At 67.7% G+C, this 17,972-nt stretch carries 17 protein-coding genes; 7 read left to right on the top strand and 10 right to left on the bottom strand.

Features of this window, described 5'->3' with window-relative positions; all coding sequences use genetic code 11:
* Positions 1–5: 5 nt before the first annotated feature.
* Positions 6–2,378, bottom strand: coding sequence for a phosphoenolpyruvate synthase (gene ppsA, locus FEI13_RS03775; protein ID WP_138179688.1), 2,373 nt, complete (start codon positions 2,376–2,378; stop codon positions 6–8).
* A gap of 312 nt (positions 2,379–2,690) precedes the next feature.
* Here ppsA and ppsR point away from each other — a divergent pair, with 312 nt between their 5' ends.
* Positions 2,691–3,524 (top strand): posphoenolpyruvate synthetase regulatory kinase/phosphorylase PpsR, encoded by an 834-nt coding sequence (ppsR, locus tag FEI13_RS03780; RefSeq protein ID WP_138179689.1) that lies wholly within the window; start codon positions 2,691–2,693, stop codon positions 3,522–3,524.
* Here the strand turns inward: ppsR and FEI13_RS03785 are convergent.
* The 6 genes from FEI13_RS03785 to FEI13_RS03810 form a co-directional block, all read right to left on the bottom strand.
* Complete coding sequence (locus FEI13_RS03785; protein WP_138179692.1) at positions 3,521–4,726, bottom strand: CaiB/BaiF CoA transferase family protein; 1,206 nt, start codon at positions 4,724–4,726, stop codon at positions 3,521–3,523. The two genes, ppsR and FEI13_RS03785, sit on opposite strands and share 4 nt — an antisense overlap.
* A 156-nt stretch (positions 4,727–4,882) precedes the next feature.
* Positions 4,883–6,064 carry an acyl-CoA dehydrogenase gene (locus tag FEI13_RS03790; RefSeq protein WP_138179694.1) on the bottom strand — a complete coding sequence of 394 codons (1,182 nt, stop codon included), beginning with the start codon at positions 6,062–6,064 and terminating at the stop codon, positions 4,883–4,885.
* Positions 6,065–6,197: 133 nt separating this feature from the next.
* Positions 6,198–6,929, bottom strand: coding sequence for an MATE family efflux transporter (locus tag FEI13_RS03795; RefSeq protein ID WP_240036412.1), 732 nt, complete (start codon positions 6,927–6,929; stop codon positions 6,198–6,200).
* A gap of 161 nt (positions 6,930–7,090) precedes the next feature.
* Positions 7,091–7,993 carry a 3-hydroxyisobutyrate dehydrogenase gene (gene mmsB / locus FEI13_RS03800; protein ID WP_138179695.1) on the bottom strand — a complete coding sequence of 301 codons (903 nt, stop codon included), beginning with the start codon at positions 7,991–7,993 and terminating at the stop codon, positions 7,091–7,093.
* A 66-nt stretch (positions 7,994–8,059) separates the two neighbouring features.
* Positions 8,060–9,226: an enoyl-CoA hydratase/isomerase family protein gene (locus FEI13_RS03805; RefSeq protein ID WP_138179696.1), complete on the bottom strand. Its 1,167-nt coding sequence runs from the start codon at positions 9,224–9,226 to the stop codon at positions 8,060–8,062.
* A gap of 37 nt (positions 9,227–9,263) precedes the next feature.
* Positions 9,264–10,430 carry an acyl-CoA dehydrogenase family protein gene (locus tag FEI13_RS03810; RefSeq protein WP_138179697.1) on the bottom strand — a complete coding sequence of 389 codons (1,167 nt, stop codon included), beginning with the start codon at positions 10,428–10,430 and terminating at the stop codon, positions 9,264–9,266.
* A 224-nt stretch (positions 10,431–10,654) separates the two neighbouring features.
* Between FEI13_RS03810 and FEI13_RS03815 the strand changes: the two genes are divergently transcribed.
* Entirely contained in the window at positions 10,655–11,098 is a 444-nt protein-coding gene (locus FEI13_RS03815) for a MerR family transcriptional regulator (protein WP_138179698.1), read from the top strand.
* 86 nt (positions 11,099–11,184) lie between these two features.
* Positions 11,185–12,897 (top strand): AMP-binding protein, encoded by a 1,713-nt coding sequence (locus FEI13_RS03820; RefSeq protein WP_138179699.1) that lies wholly within the window; start codon positions 11,185–11,187, stop codon positions 12,895–12,897.
* A gap of 167 nt (positions 12,898–13,064) precedes the next feature.
* On the opposite strand, the gene FEI13_RS03825 is transcribed toward FEI13_RS03820, so the two are convergent.
* Positions 13,065–13,640: a hypoxanthine-guanine phosphoribosyltransferase gene (locus FEI13_RS03825; RefSeq protein ID WP_138179700.1), complete on the bottom strand. Its 576-nt coding sequence runs from the start codon at positions 13,638–13,640 to the stop codon at positions 13,065–13,067.
* Between the two features lie 54 nt (positions 13,641–13,694).
* Complete coding sequence (gene nagZ, locus FEI13_RS03830; RefSeq protein WP_138179701.1) at positions 13,695–14,708, bottom strand: beta-N-acetylhexosaminidase; 1,014 nt, start codon at positions 14,706–14,708, stop codon at positions 13,695–13,697.
* A 146-nt stretch (positions 14,709–14,854) separates the two neighbouring features.
* Here nagZ and FEI13_RS03835 point away from each other — a divergent pair, with 146 nt between their 5' ends.
* The 4 genes from FEI13_RS03835 to FEI13_RS03850 are packed head-to-tail and all read left to right on the top strand — an operon-like array spanning position 14,855 to position 17,509.
* Positions 14,855–15,709 (top strand): prepilin peptidase, encoded by an 855-nt coding sequence (locus tag FEI13_RS03835; RefSeq protein ID WP_138179702.1) that lies wholly within the window; start codon positions 14,855–14,857, stop codon positions 15,707–15,709.
* 38 nt (positions 15,710–15,747) lie between these two features.
* Positions 15,748–16,362 carry a dephospho-CoA kinase gene (coaE, locus tag FEI13_RS03840; RefSeq protein WP_138179703.1) on the top strand — a complete coding sequence of 205 codons (615 nt, stop codon included), beginning with the start codon at positions 15,748–15,750 and terminating at the stop codon, positions 16,360–16,362.
* Positions 16,363–16,403: 41 nt separating this feature from the next.
* On the top strand, positions 16,404–16,637 hold the full coding sequence (gene yacG / locus FEI13_RS03845; protein WP_138179704.1) for a DNA gyrase inhibitor YacG: 234 nt from the start codon (positions 16,404–16,406) through the stop codon (positions 16,635–16,637).
* On the top strand, positions 16,634–17,509 hold the full coding sequence (locus FEI13_RS03850; RefSeq protein WP_138179705.1) for a DNA replication terminus site-binding protein: 876 nt from the start codon (positions 16,634–16,636) through the stop codon (positions 17,507–17,509). Before yacG ends, FEI13_RS03850 begins: the two co-directional genes overlap by 4 nt.
* A 14-nt stretch (positions 17,510–17,523) precedes the next feature.
* Here FEI13_RS03850 and FEI13_RS03855 read toward each other — a convergent pair whose 3' ends face one another.
* Positions 17,524–17,835 carry a hypothetical protein gene (locus tag FEI13_RS03855; RefSeq protein WP_138179706.1) on the bottom strand — a complete coding sequence of 104 codons (312 nt, stop codon included), beginning with the start codon at positions 17,833–17,835 and terminating at the stop codon, positions 17,524–17,526.
* Positions 17,836–17,972: the final 137 nt, after the last annotated feature.

Below are 17,972 nucleotides of genomic sequence, written 5' to 3' on the forward strand. Positions count from 1 at the left end.
ATGCCCTAGCCGAGGGTCTCACCGGCCAGCATGAACCAGGTCTCGAGCACCGCGTCCGGGTTCAGAGAGACCGAATCGATGCCCTGCTCCATCAGCCACTTGGCGAGGTCCGGATGGTCCGAGGGCCCCTGGCCGCAGATGCCGATGTACTTGCCCTGGGCGCGGCAGGCCTGGATGGCCATGGAGAGCAGCTTCTTGACGGCCGGGTTCCGCTCGTCGAACAGGTGCGCGACGATGCCCGAGTCGCGATCCAGCCCCAGGGTCAACTGGGTCAGGTCGTTGGAGCCGATGGAGAAGCCGTCGAAGTGTTCGAGGAACTCGTCGGCCAGCAGGGCGTTGGCCGGCAGCTCACACATCATGATGACCTTGAGGCCGTTTTCGCCTCGGGTAAGGCCGTTGGCGGCCAGCAGCTCCACCACCTGGCGTGCCTCGTCGGGGGTGCGGACGAAGGGCACCATGATCTCGACGTTGTCCAGGCCCATCACCTCGCGCACCCGCTTTAGCGCCCGGCACTCCAGCTCGAAGCAGGGGCGGAAGGACTCGGAGATGTAACGCGCCGCGCCGCGGAACCCGAGCATGGGATTCTCCTCGCCGGGCTCGTAGAGCTTGCCGCCGATGAGGTTCTCGTACTCGTTGGACTTGAAGTCCGACAGCCGCACGATGACCCGCTGCGGGTAGAAGGAGGCGGCCAGGGTGGAGATCCCCTCGACCAGCTTCTCGACGTAGAACTCGACCGGATCGGGGTAGCCGGCGGTGCGCAGGTCGATGGTCTGCTGCAGGTCCGCGGGCAGGGTGTCGTACTCGAGCAGCGCCTTGGGGTGCACGCCGATCATGCGGTTGATGATAAACTCGAGGCGCGCCAGGCCGACGCCGGCGCTGGGCAGGCTGGCGAAGCTGAAGGCGCGGTCGGGGTTACCCACGTTCATCATGATCTTGAAGGGGATCTCGGGCATCGCATCGACGCTGGTCACGCGGCGGTCGAAGTCCAGCAGGCCCTCGTAGACGTGGCCGGTGTCGCCCTCCGCGCAGGAGACGGTAACGTCGCGGCCATCGGCCAGCACCTCGGTGGCGTCGCCGCAGCCGACCACCGCCGGGATGCCCAGCTCGCGGGCGATGATCGCCGCGTGGCAGGTGCGCCCGCCGCGGTTGGTGACGATGGCCGATGCCCGCTTCATGATCGGCTCCCAGTCCGGGTCGGTCATGTCGGTGACCAGCACGTCGCCAGGATGGACCTTCTCCATGTCATCCGGGGAGAAGATCACCTTCACCGCGCCGCTGCCGATGCGCTGGCCGATGGCCCGGCCGGAGACCAGGGTGCGGCCCTTCTCCTTGAGCTGGAAGCGCTCGAGCTTGCCGCCCTCCTGCTGAGACACCACGGTCTCGGGACGCGCCTGGACGACGTAGAGCTTGCCGTCGTCGCCATCCAGCGCCCACTCGATGTCCATGGGACGCTGGTAGTGCTGCTCGATGGTCACCGCCTGGCGGGCCAGGTCCATGATCTGCTCGTCGTTGATGCAGAAGCGTCCGCGGTCGGCCAGCGGCACATCGACGGTCTCCACCGACTTGCCGGCGCTGGTGTCCTCGGTGTAGATCATCTTGATCAGCTTGGAGCCGAGGTTACGGCGCAACACCGCCGGACGACCCGCTGCCAGGGTCGGCTTGTGCACGTAGAACTCGTCGGGGTTCACGGCGCCCTGCACCACCGTCTCGCCCAGGCCCCAGGAGGCGGTGACGAAGACCGCGTCGCGGTAGCCGGATTCGGTGTCCAGGGTGAACATCACGCCCGAGGCGCCGGTCTCGGAGCGCACCATCTTCTGGATGCCCGCCGACAGCGCCACGTTCTCGTGGGCGTAGCCGCGGTGAACGCGGTAGGAGATGGCCCGGTCGTTGAACAGCGACGCGAACACCTCGTGCACGGCGCGCTTGATGTTGTCGAAGCCCTCGATGTTGAGGAAGGTCTCCTGCTGGCCGGCGAAGGAGGCGTCCGGCAGGTCCTCGGCGGTGGCCGAGCTGCGCACCGCCACCTTGAGGTTGGGGTGCATGGCGAGGAGCGTGTCGTAGCTCTCGCGCAGGTACTCCTCGAAGGTCGGCGGCAGCGGCGTGTCGATGACCCACTGGCGGATCTGGGCACCGACGCGGGCGAGCTCGTTGACGTCGTCGACGTCAAGGGTCGCGAGTGCCTGATTGATGCGATCGTTCAACCCCTCGTGGGAGAGGAACTCACGGTAGGCGTGCGCCGTGGTGGCGAAACCGCCGGGCACCGTGACGCCGGCATCGGCCAGGTTGGAGATCATCTCGCCGAGGGAGGCGTTCTTGCCGCCGACCCGCTCGACGTCCGCCATGCCCAGCTGATCGAACCACTGAATGTAATCGTCCATGAGACCTCCCAGAAAAATCGTCGCCGAGTGCATCACGCCGGTGGGCCTCGCTCGCGGAACTGACTGTTGGGTCTAGCGCGCGGGTCTCACTCGAGGGACCAGGACATGATGGGATGCTGGCGACTCTACCAGCGACCTTCCATATTCGCCATTGGTCTAACATCGAAGTCACTGGAGGATTTTTACAACAGCGAGGCCATGGGCCCGTTTCCTGTAGTGACAGGCCCCGGCGCGGCGCCGCCTGACCCTTGTCGCAGCCGCGGCCAACACCGACAATGGGTGCCCCACCCGACCGGACGACAGCGACCCGCCATGACGCGTACTGCCTTCTTCATCTCCGACGGAACCGGCATCACCGCCGAGAGTCTCGGCCGCAGCCTGCTGGCCCAGTTCGAGAGCGTCGAGATCCGCATGTTGACCAAGCCCTACATCGACTCCCTCGACAAGGCTCGCACCCTGGTGGCGATCATCGAGGCCACGGCGGTACGCGACGGCGAGCAGCCGATCATCATCGACACCGTCGTCGACGAGCAGATCCGCGCGGTGATCCGCGAGGCGCCGGGCTTCAAGGTCGATATCTTCTCGACCTTCCTGAAGCCCCTCGAGGAGGAGCTGAAGGCCCACTCCTCCTACAGCGTGGGGCGCACCCACGCCATCGGCCGCGACGACGTCTACATGGACCGCATCCACTCGGTGCACTTCGCATTGGACAACGACGACGGGGCGCGCACCCACCAGTACGACCAGGCCGACATCATCCTGGTCGGGGTCTCACGCTGCGGCAAGACGCCGACTTCGCTCTACCTGGCGCTGCAGTTCGGCATCCGTGCGGCCAACTACCCGCTCACCGAGGACGACCTGGACGAGGATGGCAGCCTCAAGCTGCCCAAGGTGCTGGCGCCGCATCGCCACAAGCTGTTCGGCCTGACCATCGATCCCCGGCGGCTGGCGGCGATCCGCCACGAGCGGCGCCCCAACAGCCGCTACAGCTCCATGGATCAGTGCGTCCAGGAGGTCGAACAGACCGAGGGGCTCTATCGCCAGCTGCACGTGCCCTACATCGACACCACCCGCTTCTCGGTGGAGGAGATCTCCACGCGGATGATCGCCGAGACCGGGCTCACGCGGCGCTTCTCGCCGCGCTAGCGGATCACCCCCTCCTTCCTCAGCCGGGCGATATCGTCCGTCGAGAGCCCCATCTCGGCGAGGATGGCATCGCTGTCCTGGCCGAGCCGGGGCGGTGCGACCCCGCTGGTCAGCGCCTCGCCGTCGAAGCGCAGCGGACTCGCCACCTGGGGCACCGCCTGAGCGCCCTGGTCGAGGGTCCGCTGCAGACCGCGATGGCGCACCTGGGGGTCGTCGAACACCTCGGTCAGGGTATTGATGGGCCCCGCCGGAATGCCGCGCATCTCCAGCTCGTCGAGCCAGGCGTCGCGCTCGCGGCCGAGCAGCCGCGACTGGATCATCGCCACCAGGACCTCCCGATTGCCGACCCGAGCGGCATTGGTGGCGTAGGCGGGATCCTCGGCCCACTCGGGGTGCCCCAGCAGAGTGGCCAGGCGCGCGAACTGGGCATCGTTGCCCACGGTGAGCACCAGATGGCCGTCGGCGCAGGCGAAGGCCTGATAGGGCACGATGTTGGGATGGGCGTTGCCGTGACGCTGTGGAGATGACCCGCTGGTCAGGGCATTGAGGGCCTGGTTGGCCAGGGTCGCGACCTGGACATCGAGCAGGGCGACGTCGATGTGGCGTCCCTTTCCGGTGCGTTCGCGTTCGTGGAGGGCCGCCAGCACCCCGACCGTGGCATAGAGGCCGGTCATCACGTCGGTGATCGCCACGCCGGTCTTCATGGGCATGCCGTCGGGTTCGCCGGTGAGGCTCATCAGGCCGCCCATGGCCTGGATCATGAAGTCGTAGCCGGCGCGGTGCGCGTAGGGGCCGTCCTGGCCGAAGCCGGTGATCGAGCAGCCGATCAGTCGTGGATTGAGCGCCCGGAGACGGGGATAATCGAGGCCGTACTTGGCCAGCCCCCCGACCTTGAAGTTCTCGAGCAGGATGTCGGCGCCCTTCGCCAGCTCCTTGACCAGGGCCTGGCCACCCTCGCTTGAGATATCCACCGCCAGCGACTGCTTGCCGCGGTTGGCACAGAGGTAATAGGCCGCCTGGCGCTCGGCTCCCTGATCGCCGTCGAGCCAGGGGGGCCCCCAGCCGCGGGTGTCGTCGCCGCGCGTGGGGTGCTCGACCTTGATCACCCGGGCGCCCAGGTCGGCCAGCTGCTGGCCGGCCCAGGGCCCGGCCAGCACCCGCGAAAGATCGAGCACCGTGATGCCCTGCAGCGGTCCACTCATGTAGAGCTCCTTGATCGCTCAGGTCTGAACAGGCAACAGGCCGGCGAGGAGGCGCTGTGAATACGTCCCTGTACGCTACCGACGCCATCCTTGGCGTAGGACCTCCTCTTCGGCCTGTTCCCGGTGCCCCTGATGGTCGTCTACGGTGTCTATTCGTCAGCCGGTGAACGCCTGGAGACCGGTCTGGGCGCGCCCGAGGATCAGGGCATGCACGTCATGGGTGCCCTCGTAGGTGTTCACCGCCTCGAGGTTCATCACATGACGGATGACGTGGTACTCGTCGCTGATGCCGTTGCCGCCGTGCATGTCGCGAGCCACCCGCGCGATGTCCAGCGCCTTGCCGCAATTGTTGCGCTTGATCAGCGAGATCGCCTCGGGCACCAGTTGCTCCTCGTCGATCATCCGCCCCACCCGCAGCGCGGCCTGCAGCCCCAGAGCGATCTCGGTCTGCATGTCGGCGAGCTTCTTCTGGATGAGCTGGTTGGCGGCCAGGGGGCGGCCGAACTGCTTGCGTTCCAGGGTGTAGTCGCGGGCGGCATGCCAGCAGGCCTCGGCGGCACCCATGGTGCCCCAGGCGATCCCGTAGCGCGCCCGATTGAGACAGGAGAACGGCCCCTTGAGCCCCTTCACCCCGGGCAGGCGGGCGTCGTCGCCGACCTCCACGTCCTGCATGGCGATCTGGCCGGTGACGGAGGCACGCAGGCTGAACTTGCCCTCGATCTTGGGCGCGGAGAGCCCCTTCGTGCCCTTCTCGAGGATGAAGCCGTTGACCACGCCTTCTTCGTCCCGGGCCCAGACCACGAAGACATCGGCGATGGGCGAGTTGGTGATCCAGGTCTTGGTGCCGTTCAGCCGCCAGCCGCCGTCGATGCGCGTGGCGCGGGTACTCATGCCACCCGGGTCGGAGCCGTGGTCCGGCTCGGTGAGGCCGAACGCCCCCACCCACTCGCCGCTGGCCAGCTTCGGTAGGTACTTTTCGCGCTGCGCCTCGCTGCCGAAAGCATGGATCGGATACATCACCAGGCTCGACTGCACGCTCATCGCGCTGCGGTAGCCGGAATCGACCCGCTCCACCTCGCGGGCGATCAGCCCGTAGCTGACGTAGTTGAGCCCCGCGCCACCGTAGCCGTCGATGGTCGCGCCGAGCAGGCCCAGCTCGCCCATCTCGTTCATGATCTCGCGGTCGAAGCGCTCGTGACGGTTGGCTTCGAGCACCCGCGGCAGCAGCTTCTCCTGGCAGTAGTCATGGGCCGTCTGGCGGACCATGCGCTCCTCTTCGCTGAGCTGGTCGACCAGGCGGAAGGGGTCATCCCAGGTGACGGGGGTTATCTGGCTCATGAGGCATCCTCGAGTGGCGTGGTTTAATTTCTACATTTTTAACAAATGTAGACTAATAGTGCCTCGGTGCCAAGCCTGATCCTCCCTTTCAGCCTTCTGTCTGCACCGCGGTAGGGCCCGGCCAGCGCCGGTGTCAGGCGGCCCGAGGCGACAGTTGGCGGCGGATCTGCCACCAGGCCAGCAGCCCGACCAGCAGATTGGCCGCGAGCAGGCCGGCGAAGACCCCGCTGCTGCCGGCCAGGCGACCGCCCATCCAGGCCAGCGGCACGGTGAGCACGAATAGCCGGACCACCGACAGGCGCATGGACAGGGCCGGCCGATGCAGGGCATTGAGCGACGAGACCGCCAGGATCACCACACCCTGGGCACCCAGCCCCAGGGGCACCCACCACAAGAAGCTGCGCAGTACCCCGGCCACCGCATCCGTCTCGGCATAGCCCGCCACCAACCAGGGCGCCAGACCCTGCAGCGCCCCCCAGACCAGCAGTTGCCAAGCCAGCACGAAGACGAAGCAGCCGAAGATCGCCCGGCGCACGCGGTCGTGCTGGCCGGCCCCGGCGTTCTGGCTGACCAGCGGCGACAGGGTCATCGAGAGCGCCAGCACGACGATCTGGGAGATCGCCTCGATGCGGCTGCCGACACCATAACCCGCCACGGCGGGGTGGCCATGATCGGCGATGATGCGGGTCAGAAGCCCCAGGGCGATGGGCGTGAAGACGCTGGTGAGCGCCGCCGGTCCGGCGATGCGACCGAGCTCCCGCCAGGAGGCGATCAGTCCCTTGAGATCGAGGCCGGCCAGGTCGAAGAGCGCGCGCAGCTCGCGATGACAGGCCAGCACCATCGCCATCAGGCCCCAGCTGAGCACGGTGGCGAGCGCCGCCCCGCTGACGCCGAGCGCCGAGCGCCGAGCGCCGAGCGCCGAGCAGGCTGGTGCTCGCTCAACGCCATGCCGACAAGGAAAAACCTCCTGCAGGCGAGTCTGCTGGAGGTTTTTCCTGGCTGCTTGGCTGCTTGGCTGCTTGGCGCTTACTTGTCCTCGCCCTGGCGATAGAGGGCCTGGATGCTGGAGAAGTCGAGCTGGCCGCTGCCCTGGGCGCTGTGCAGGGCGAAGAGATTGCGCGCCTGGGAGCCCATCGGCACGCTGGACTTCGAGCCCAGCGCCAACTCCCAGGCGAGCCCCAGGTCCTTGGCCATGAGATCGGTCAGGAAACCACCCTGGTAGTCCCGGGAGGCCGCCGAGCCCTCCATCACCCCCGGCCAGGGATTATAGACGTTGAGCGCCCAGTTGCCGCCGCTGCTCTGCTTCATGATCTCGGAGAGCACCGCCGGATCCATGCCGTTCTTCACGCCCAGTGCCAGCGCCTCGGCGGTGCCCGACATCAGGATGCCCAGCAGCATGTTGTTGCAGATCTTGGCCACCTGGCCGGCGCCGCTCTCGCCGGCATGGAAGATGTTCTTGCCCATTGCCTCGAGCAGGGGCCTGCCCTGCTCGAAGCCGGCCGGATCCCCGCCGACGATGAAGGTCAGGGTGCCGGCCTTGGCGCCTCCCACCCCGCCGGAGACCGGGGCGTCCAGGTAGGTGAAGCCGCGCTCGGCGGCGGCGGCGGCCACCAGGCGCGCATCGTCGGGAGCGATGGTCGAGGAGTCAATCAGTAGCGGCCTGCCGTCGAGGGCGTCGAGCAGGCCCGGCGCGCCGTCGCGCCCGAGATAGAGGCTCTGCACGTGGGCGCCGGCCGGCAGCATGGAGATGACCACCTCGGCGCCAGAGGCCGCAGCTTCGGCGCTTCCCGCGCGGCTCGCGCCCTCGGCTTCGAGGGCCTGGATGGCCTCTTCCACCAGGTCGAAGACGGTCACGTCGTGCCCGGCCTTGAGCAGGTTGATGGCCATGGGGGCGCCCATGTTTCCGAGGCCGATAAAGGCGATGTTCATTGGCGAGGCTCCTGTTTCGTTGTGAGTTGTTCAGGACAAGCGGGCATGTCGGCCCGCGCGACGGTCTCAGCCCACGCGATGGCCTGAGTCGATGGGATGGCCCAGGTCGCGCAGCGGGTGTGTCTCGGCGGACCAGCATGGGCTCATCAGCGCCTGGATATCATCCTCGGGCACCTCGGCCACCGAGGCGTGGGACCAGCGTGGCGACTTGTCCTTGTCGATCAGCAGGGCGCGCACCCCCTCGACGAAGTCTCCCTCCCGGCAGCACTGCACCGAGAGGCTGAGCTCCTCGCGGAAGGCGTCGGCGAGGCTCGTGTGCGCATGGCGCTCGAGCATCCGCCACACCAGCTGGGCACTCACCGGACAGCCGGACTCGAGCCGCGCCCGGTTGGCGGCGAGCCAGGCATCCTCGGTGGTGTCGCGCAGGATGCGCCGTACCGCGCCGGCGGCATCGACGCGCCCCACCAGCGACTGGAGGTGATCGAGGTGCGGCCACACCTGCGCCGGCGGGGCCGCCCCGCGATCCTCATGATCATCGAGCACCGACTGCACGCCGGCACGCAAGGCCCGCGGGGCACGATCCCCGTAGTCGGCCTCCTGCAGCGCGCCGAGCAGCACCTCGCGACGCTCGCGCGGAATGAAGCGATCGGCCATGCCCAGGTCGAGGGCATCCCGGCCATTGAGCTGGGCGCCGGTCAGGCCCAGGTAGGCCCCCACGCCGGCCGGCATGCGTCCCAGGAACCAGCTCGCGCCGATATCGGGATAGAGACCGATGGTGATCTCGGGCATGGCGATGCGGGTGGTCTCGGTCACCAGGCGCTGGAAGCCGCCGGCCATCAGGCCCAGCCCCCCGCCCATGACGATGCCGTCACCCCACACCATCAGGGGCTTGGGATAGGTGTGGATGCGGTAGTCGAGACGGTACTCCGCCGTAAAGTAGGTCTCGGCGAAGAGGCCGTCGCGCCCGCCACCGCGATTTTCGCCCTCCTCGGTCAGCGAGCGGTAGAGGGATACCACGTCGCCGCCGGCACAGAAGGCCTTGTCGCCGCTGCCCTCGAGCCACACGGCCACCACACTGCGGTCGACCGCCCAGGCGTCGAGCTTGGCCTCGAGCTGGCGGATCATCTCCAGCGACAGGGCGTTGAGCGACTTCGGGGCATTCAGGGTGGCCACGCCGATACGACCGCCATCGCGGGTGGGCAATTCGTCGAAGAGCACTGCGAGGTCCGACATCCGAGGATCTCCTGGATCTGATAAAGGGGTGAGACGGTTACTGGAGCGACTCGATGACACCGTCGGCCAGCAGGCGACGGGCGACGATCAGGCGCATGATCTCGTTGGTCCCCTCGAGGATCTGGTGCACCCGGGTGTCGCGCACCAGCCGTTCCAAGGGATATTCACGAATGTAACCATAGCCGCCGTGCAGCTGCAGGGCCTCGTTGCAGACGTTGAAGCCCATGTCGGTGGCGAAGCGCTTGGCCATCGCGCAGTGGGCGGTGGCCTCGGGGTCGCCCTGGTCGAGGCGCCAGGCGGCGTGGCGGACCATCAGCCTGGCGGCGGTGAGCTCGCTGGCCATATCGGCGAGCTTGAACTGCAGGGCCTGGAAGCTCGAGAGGTCACGACCGAACTGCTTGCGCTCGGACATATAGTCACGCGACAAGGTCAGGGCCTGCTGGGCGGCGCCCAGCGAGCAGCTGGCGATGTTCAGCCGCCCCCCGTCGAGGCCCTTCATGGCGAACTTGAAGCCCTCGCCTTCCGCGCCGAGGCGGTTGGTGACCGGGACTCGCACGCCATCGAAGCTCACCAGGCGGGTCGGCTGGCTCTTCCAGCCCATCTTCTCCTCGTTCTTGCCGTACTCGATGCCAGCGGCATCCGCCGGCACCACGATCGCCGTGACGCCACCGGCGCCGCTGTCGGACTCGCCAGTGCGGGCCATGACCACCAGCACCTCGGTGGCACCGGCCCCGGAGATGAACATCTTGCTGCCCGAGATGACGTAGTCATCGCCGTCGCGGACCGCCTTGGTGCGCAGACTCGCCGCGTCGGAGCCGGCGCCGGGTTCGGTCAGGCAGTAGGAGCCCAGCGCCTCACCGGCTACCATGGCGGGCACCCAGGCCTCGCGCAAGGCGTCGTCGCCCCAACTGGCGATCATCCAGGTGACCATGTTGTGAATGGTCAGGTAGGCGGTGGTGGCGATGCAGCCCTGGGAGAGCTGTTCGAAGATCAGCGAGGCCTCGAGCCGTGAGAGGCCCAGGCCACCGTGCTCCTCGGGGGTATAGATGCCGAGAAAGCCCGCCTCACCGGCCCGGCGGATGACGTCCACCGGGAAGTGGGACGTCGCGTCCCACTCGGCCGCATGATCGGCAAGCTCGGCTCGGGCGAAGTCGGCGGCGGCCGCGGCCAGCGCCTTCTGATCATCGGTCAGGGAGAAGTCCATGGGGGTATCCCTCTTGTTCGGCTATGGGTGTGTGACGTATCGAGGTGGGGGCCGCGCCGCGCGGTCCGAGGGCCGATCGCCGTGCCCCCAACCTAGCACTTGCTAGGTTTATCCCATATCACCCCATGGTCGAACAAGCACTTTACGTTAACGTCAACCTCGTCTAGTGTTGCCAGACGAGGTGGGAAACCGCCGGTTCACCACCCGGTCACAGGATCAACGTCATGACACAGCCAACCTCCCCGGACACCGCGAGCGGCCAGGACGCCCTGCCGCGCCAGCACCGCCAGTACACCATCGGTGAGCTGGCGAGGATGTTCGAGGTCACGCCACGCACCATCCGCTTCTATGAGCAGGAAGGCCTGCTGGCCCCGCGCCGCGAGGGTCAGAAACGCATCTACCACGAGAAGGATCGGGTACGCCTGAAGCTGACCCTGCGCGGCAAGCGCCTGGGATTCTCGCTGGGCGAGATCCGCGAAGTGGTGATGATGTATGACGCCATGCCCGACGGTAATGCGCGCCAGCTGCGGCGCCTGCTGGAGATACTGGCCGACAAGCGCGCCAACCTCGAGCGCCAGCTGGAGGACATCCGCCTGATGCGCATGGAGCTCGACGACGTGGATCACCGCGCCCGGGAGGTCCTGCGCGGTCTCGGCCACGAGGCCTGATCGACCGCCTCGATCGATCACCCACAACGACGTCATCCTGCGTTTCACGTACACCGCCACAGGCCAACAACAAGACGAGAAACTCCATGACACGCCAACACCCTTCGAGCAGCTACGTCAGCGGTATCAGCGACACTCCCCTCAAGGGGCAGACCATCGGTGACTGCTTCGACGACACCGTGGCGCGCTTCGCCGAGCGCGACGCCCTGATCAGCCGTCACCAGGGGCTGCGCTACAGCTGGAGGGAGTTTCAGCAGGCGGTCGACCGGGCGGCCCGCGCCCTGATCGCCCTGGGGGTCGAGCAGGGCGAGCGCGTCGGCATCTGGTCGCCCAACTGCGCCGAATGGGCGATCACCCAGTTCGCCACCGCGAAGATCGGCGCCATCCTGGTCAACATCAATCCCAGCTACCGCACCCATGAGCTCGAGTATGCGCTCAAGCAGTCCGGCGCCACGACGCTGATCCTGCAGGGCGCCTTCAAGAGCTCCGACTACGTGGCGACGCTGGCCGAGCTGGTTCCGGAGCTCCATGAAGTGCGGGCACCGGAGCTGCGCGACGGCGGCCCCGGCACCTTCAAAAGCGCCAAGCTCCCCGCGCTCGAGCGGGTGGTGTGCCTGGACGCCGACCGCGCGCTGCCCGGCATGCTGACCTGGCCCCAGATGCTCGTGCATGCCGACGAGGTCTCCGCCGAGCGGCTCGCCGAGGTCCAGGTCGGCCTGCAGTTCGACGACCCGATCAACATCCAGTACACCTCAGGCACCACCGGCGCCCCCAAGGGCGCCACCCTCTCCCACCACAACATCTTGAACAATGGCTTCTTCGTGGCGCGCACCATGAACCTCGACGAGACCGATCGCATGGTGATCCCGGTGCCGCTCTATCACTGCTTCGGCATGGTGATGGGCAATCTCGGCTGCATGACCCACGGCGCCACCATGATCTATCCCGGCGACGGCTTCGAGGCGGGCGAGACCCTGCGTGCGGTGGCCGAGGAGCGTGCCACCACCCTCTACGGGGTGCCGACGATGTTCATCGCCGAACTGGAGCACCCAGAGTTCGAGCGCTTCGATCTCTCCTCACTGCGCACCGGCATCATGGCCGGCTCCATCTGCCCTATCGAGGTGATGCGCAAGGTCATCGACAAGATGCACATGCAGGACGTGACCATCTGCTACGGCATGACCGAGACCAGCCCGGTGAGCTTCCAGACCCAGACCGATGCCCCGCTGGAGAAGCGCGTCACCACGGTCGGCACCATCCACCCGCACCTGGAGGTCAAGCTGGTCAGCCCGGACACCGGCGCCGTGGTGCCCCGCGGCGGCACCGGCGAGCTCTGCACCCGCGGCTACAGCGTGATGCTCGGCTACTGGGAGAACGAAGAGGCCACCGCCAAGGCCATCGATGCGGCGGGCTGGATGCACACCGGTGACCTCGCCACCATGGACGACGAGGGCTATGTGGCGATCGTCGGACGCATCAAGGACATGATCATCCGCGGCGGCGAGAACATCTACCCGCGAGAGATCGAGGACTTCCTCTATACCCATCCGGCCATCTCCGACGTTCAGGTAATCGGCGTGCCCGACGAGAAGTACGGCGAGGAGGTGATGGCCTGGGTCAAGCTCAGCGAGGGCGAGAGCCTGGACGAAGAGGCGCTCAAGGCCTTCTGCAAGGGCCAGATCGCCCACTACAAGGTGCCGCGCTACGTGAAGTTCGTCGACGCCTTCCCGATGACCGTCACCGGCAAGATCCAGAAGTTCAAGATGCGCGAGGAAGCCACCCACGAGCTGGGGCTGTGACCCGGGCTGCGCCCGGGAGCGGTAAGCCGTAAGCTGGAAGCTGGAAGAGAAAACCCCGCTGCCTCGAAGGCCCGCGGGGTTTTCTTATGGCTTGAAGCTTACAGTTCCCGGCGACGCCGGGTTCTTCCAGCTTCAAGCTTCCAGGCGCGTAGCGCCGCTCTTCTAGCTTATAGTCCTTTGGGCGCGTAGATCCCCGGAGCATTGCGCCAGTAGCCCTTGTAGTCCATGCCGAAGCCGAATACGTAGCGGTCGGCGACTTCCAGGCTGCAGTAATCCGCCTTGAGCCCAGGCACCGCCTTGCGCTCGTGCTGCTTGTCGACCAGCACCGCGGTGGAGATGCTCGCCGCCCCGGCCTCGCGGCAGTAGTCGAGAATGGCGGCGAGGGTCGCCCCCTCGTCGAGGATGTCATCGACGATCACCACGTGACGCCCGGCCATGGGCACCTCCGGGGAAACGCGCCAGAACAGCTCGCCGCCGCGGATGCCGCCGCGATAGCGGGTAGCGTGGAGATAGTCGACCTCGACCGGAAAGCCCAGGCGGGTCAGCAGATGGCCGGTGGTGATCAGCCCGCCGTTCATCACGCAGTAGAAGACCGGCAGCTTGTCTCCCAGATCGCGAGTGATCTCGTCGGCCATGCGGTCCAGGGCGCGCTCGACCTCGGACTGCGAGATCAGGCAGTCGGCGCTGTCCATGAGCTCGCGCATGTCGTCCAGCGACGGGTGGAAGGTATCGAGTGTGGGCATCGGTTAGCGACTCGTCATCGGCAAGTGGAATCGGTGTAGAGCGGCGGACAGCCGTCAGCTGGCCGCCAGGGCTTCCAGATGGGCATGGACGCGGCGCCAGCGCGACAGCGCGCCCAGCGCCTGCAGGTCGGGGCGAGCACGGGCATAGCGCAGTCGGGAGAGGCGCCGTACCTGATGGCCATGACAGGCCTCGAGGACCTCGAGAGCCGCGGCACGGTCGTTGCAGACCAGCAGCATGTCGCAGCCCGCCGCCAGTGCCGCCCTGGCCCGCTCGCCGGGCGTGCCGGCGAAGACCGCGCCGGCCATGCTCAGGTCGTCGGAGAAGATCGCGCCCTTGAACCCCAGGCTCTCGCGCAGCATCCCCAGCCACACCGGCGAGAAGCCGGCCGGGCGATGATCGAACGCGGAGTAGACGACATGCGCCGGCATCACCGCGTCGAGGCGCGGGGCCAGCTGGGCGAAGGGCACCAGATCACGGTCGTGCAGCACCTCCAGCGGCCGCGCATCCACCGGCAACTCATGGTGGGAATCGGCCGCGACGCCGCCGTGGCCAGGGAAGTGCTTGCCGACGCCGACCATGCCCGCCTCGTGCAGGCCGTCGAGGAAGGCACGCCCCATGCGGGCCACGGCCTCTGGGTCGGCGGAGAAGCTGCGATCCCCGATCACGCTGGAGGTGCCGTCGTCGACGTCAAGCACCGGGGCGAAGGAGAGATCCAGGCCGCAGGCGGCCATCTCCATGCCCAGCAGCCAGCCGGCATCCTGGCAGAGCCGCAGGGTAACCTCGGGCTGCTCGGCGAAGTCGCGTCCGAGGCGCCCCATGGCGGGCAGACGAGTCACGCCCTCGCGCAGGCGCTGGACGCGACCGCCCTCCTGGTCGACCGCCAGCAGCAGGTCGGGGCGGATGCGGCGGATTTCGTCGCTCAGGGCGCGGACCTGGGCCGCGGAGGCGATGTTACGGGCGAACAGGATCACCCCGCCGACCTCGGGACGCGCCAGCAGCTCGCCCTCTTCGGGGGTCAGGCTCTGACCCTCCAGATCCAGCATCACCGGTCCGAGCATCTGGGTCATGATCGTGCCCCTGGAAGTAGAAAGGGAGCAGATTCTAGACCAAAGCCGGACGCCAGGACAGCCCGGACGCGACACGCAGAAGCCGGGCAATCGCGATCGTCACCCGATACAATGGCGCTTTGGAACCGACCGGACAGGAGTCACCCTTGCTCGCCGACCTCCCCCCCTCGCTGCTCTGGCCACTCGCGGCCGTCCTGGGCCTGTGCCTGGGCAGTTTCCTCAACGTGGTGATCACGCGACTGCCGGTGATGCTGATGCTGGGCTGGCGCGCCGAGGCGCGAGACGCGCTGGAACTCGAACCGGAAGCGACGCCGCGTTTCAACCTGTTGACCCCTCGTTCGCTCTGCCCCCGCTGCGAGGCGCCCATCGCCTGGCACGACAACATCCCGCTGCTGGGCTGGCTCAAGCGCCGCGGGCGCTGCGCCAGCTGCGAGGCGCGCATCAGCGCTCAGTACCCGCTGGTCGAGCTGGCCGGCGGCGTACTGGCGCTGGCGGTGTTGGCGATCTTCGGCCCCACGCTCCAGGCCCTGTTCATCCTCGGCGCCTGTCTGGCGCTGCTGGCCATGGCGGTCATCGACCTGCGCACCCAGCTGCTGCCTGACGTGCTCACCCTGCCGCTGCTGTGGGCAGGCCTGCTCTACCAGCTGCTCTTCCAGCCGCTGCTACTGCCCTCGGCGGTGATCGGTGCCATAGCCGGCTACCTGGTGCTGTGGAGTTTCTACTGGCTGTTCAAGCTGGTCACCGGCAAGGAGGGCATGGGCTACGGCGACTTCAAGCTGCTGGCGGCCCTCGGGGCCTGGCTGGGCTGGCAGACTCTGCCCCTGGTGCTGATCCTCTCCGCCGGGGCCGGCGCACTGGTGGGCATCCTCATCCAGCTCGCGGTACCGCGTCTGCGCGGCGCTCCGCTGCCCTTCGGGCCCTGGCTGGTGATGGCCGGCTGGCTCGCCCTGCTGGCGGGCGAGCCGCTGATGGCGCTCTACACCGGGCTGCTCTATCAGTGATGGCCCTCGATTACCACGATGCGTCAAGGGAGACGAGGATGATCATAGGCATGACGGGCGGCATCGCCTCGGGCAAGTCCACGGTGGCGCGTGCCTTCGCGGCGCTGGGCATTCCCTGGGTGGATGCCGACGACGTGGCCCGCGAGATCGTCGAGCCTGGCGAGCCGGCCCTTGCCGAGATCGCCGCGCACTTCGGTGCCGCGGTCATCACCGCGGATGGTCGCCTCGATCGCCGCGCGCTGCGCGAGATCGTCTTCGCCGACGAGGCCCAGCGCCGCCGCCTGGAGGCGATCACCCACCCGCGCGTCCGCGAGCGGCTCACCGCCCACCTGGCGCGGCTCGAGGCCCAGTCGGCTCCCTATGTGCTGCTGGTTTCGCCGCTACTCTTCGAGTCGGGCCAGGCGGCGCTGGTCGACCGCTGCCTGGTCATCGATGTCCCCGAGTCGGTGCAGATCGCGCGCACCGCGGCGCGGGACGACGTGGACGAGGCCCAGGCACGCGCCATCGTGGCCGCCCAGATGCCGCGGCAGGCACGCCTGGCGCGCGCCGACGACGTAATCGACAATGCCGCCGGCGAGGACGCCCTGGCGCGTCAGGTGGCCGAGCTCGACCGCCGCTACCGGGCCGCCGCCGACTTGCCTCCTGCGCCCTGAATCCCCATCCTTTCCCGACACTCCGTCCAGGACGATATCGCATGAGCCCGCACGACACCGCACGCCCCCTGGAAGTCGCCTGCCCACAGTGCCGCAAGAAGGTGCTGTGGTCCGAGGAGAACGCCTACCGTCCCTTCTGCAGCAAGCGCTGCCGCCTGCTCGACCTCGGCGCCTGGGCCGATGAGTCTCACCGCATCGCCGGCGAGTCGGCCATGGACGAGACCGACCTCGACGCCCTGCTGGCGCGCGCCGACCGGGACGGCGACGCCTCGTGACCGAGGGCGGACAACGCCCCGAATACCGGCTGCTGGCCGAGCTGGAGGCCGTATTCGATCGCCTGCTGGAGCAGACCGACGCCCTGGTGGCCTGCTGGAAGGCGTATGGCGGGGCGGCCTGGTCCTTCGAGCACGAGACGGCCGACGCCGGCTGGCTGCGCCGGAGCCTGCTGGATGTCTGGTATCAGGATGGCCAGGACGGCCGGGCGACCCGCAGTCATGTCGGCCTGGTGGCCGCCGATGAGCGAGTGATGGAGGTGGTCCACGAGGTCAATGCCACCAAGCAGGCCTTCGCTGCGCTGCTCGCCGAGATCCGCCGCGAGATTCCCTCACTGATTCCGGAGATCAAGGCGGTGCTGCCGTTTCGCCACCCAGCCCTGCACGACCACCTGCGCGGCACGGGCCTGGCGCGGCTGCATCTCAAGCAGTGCTGGCGCTCGATCCCCCTGGCCGAGGCGCCGGTGGCTCGCGTGCGGCTCGCCTGGTACTCGAGCGGACGCTCGATCAAGCGGCTGACGGTGCGCGAGGCCGAGCAGAAGCTGCTGGCACTGGACAGTGACGCACCCCATGTCCGCATCCAGCTGCGCCAACTCGCCGGCATCCCCGACGGCGAGCCGCTGGCCCAGGTGCAGGCTCAGGCCCCGCTGATGCGCGCCAACCTCTTCTACCGCGAACCGCTCGAGGATGGCCGCACCCGGCGGGCCATGAACGTCGCCCTGCCGCTGTTCGTGCCGAGCCCCGATGGTCGCCTGCCCGACCACAACCGCCCCCCACCGACCCCGCCCGCTTCGCGGACCCGGGCTCGGCGCCGCGACGAGCGGCTGGAAGACGAGGCATTCCTGCCGAGCCTGAGGGTCTATCGCTACCGGTGAGGTGCCCGCCCCCCTCAGGCGATTTGTCCGAGGGACTTCAGCGTCTGCAGCAGGCGGCTAACCTGATCCGCCGGCTGAGCGTATTCGCTCATCAGCGCCGTCAGGCGTTCTTCGAAGAGGCGCTGGCGCGCCTCCACATCCTGTGGCTCGGCTGCCGCGCCCTGCTGTTGGCCTTCTGAACGCACGGGCGCACCGTTAGGACCCTCCGGCTTGCTGTCGGCCGCATCGAGACCGCGCAATGCTTCGGCGAAGGCATCGTCGAGCTCACGGAACTTGCGCAACTTTTCACGCTCATCCACGGGTTGTCGGGAGTTCTGCTGTTTCATGTGTTTCCAATAGCGTCGAGGCGAAGGCCGGGCGGGGATACGGTGTTACAGGCCATCGCCGTTAATCGGGGATGTGATAATTATACCGCCTAAGACCGAGTGAATCACCTTCCCATGATCTCCGCCGCGTCCTGTAT

Source organism: Halomonas urmiana, assembly GCF_005780185.1.
GTDB lineage: Bacteria > Pseudomonadota > Gammaproteobacteria > Pseudomonadales > Halomonadaceae > Halomonas > Halomonas urmiana.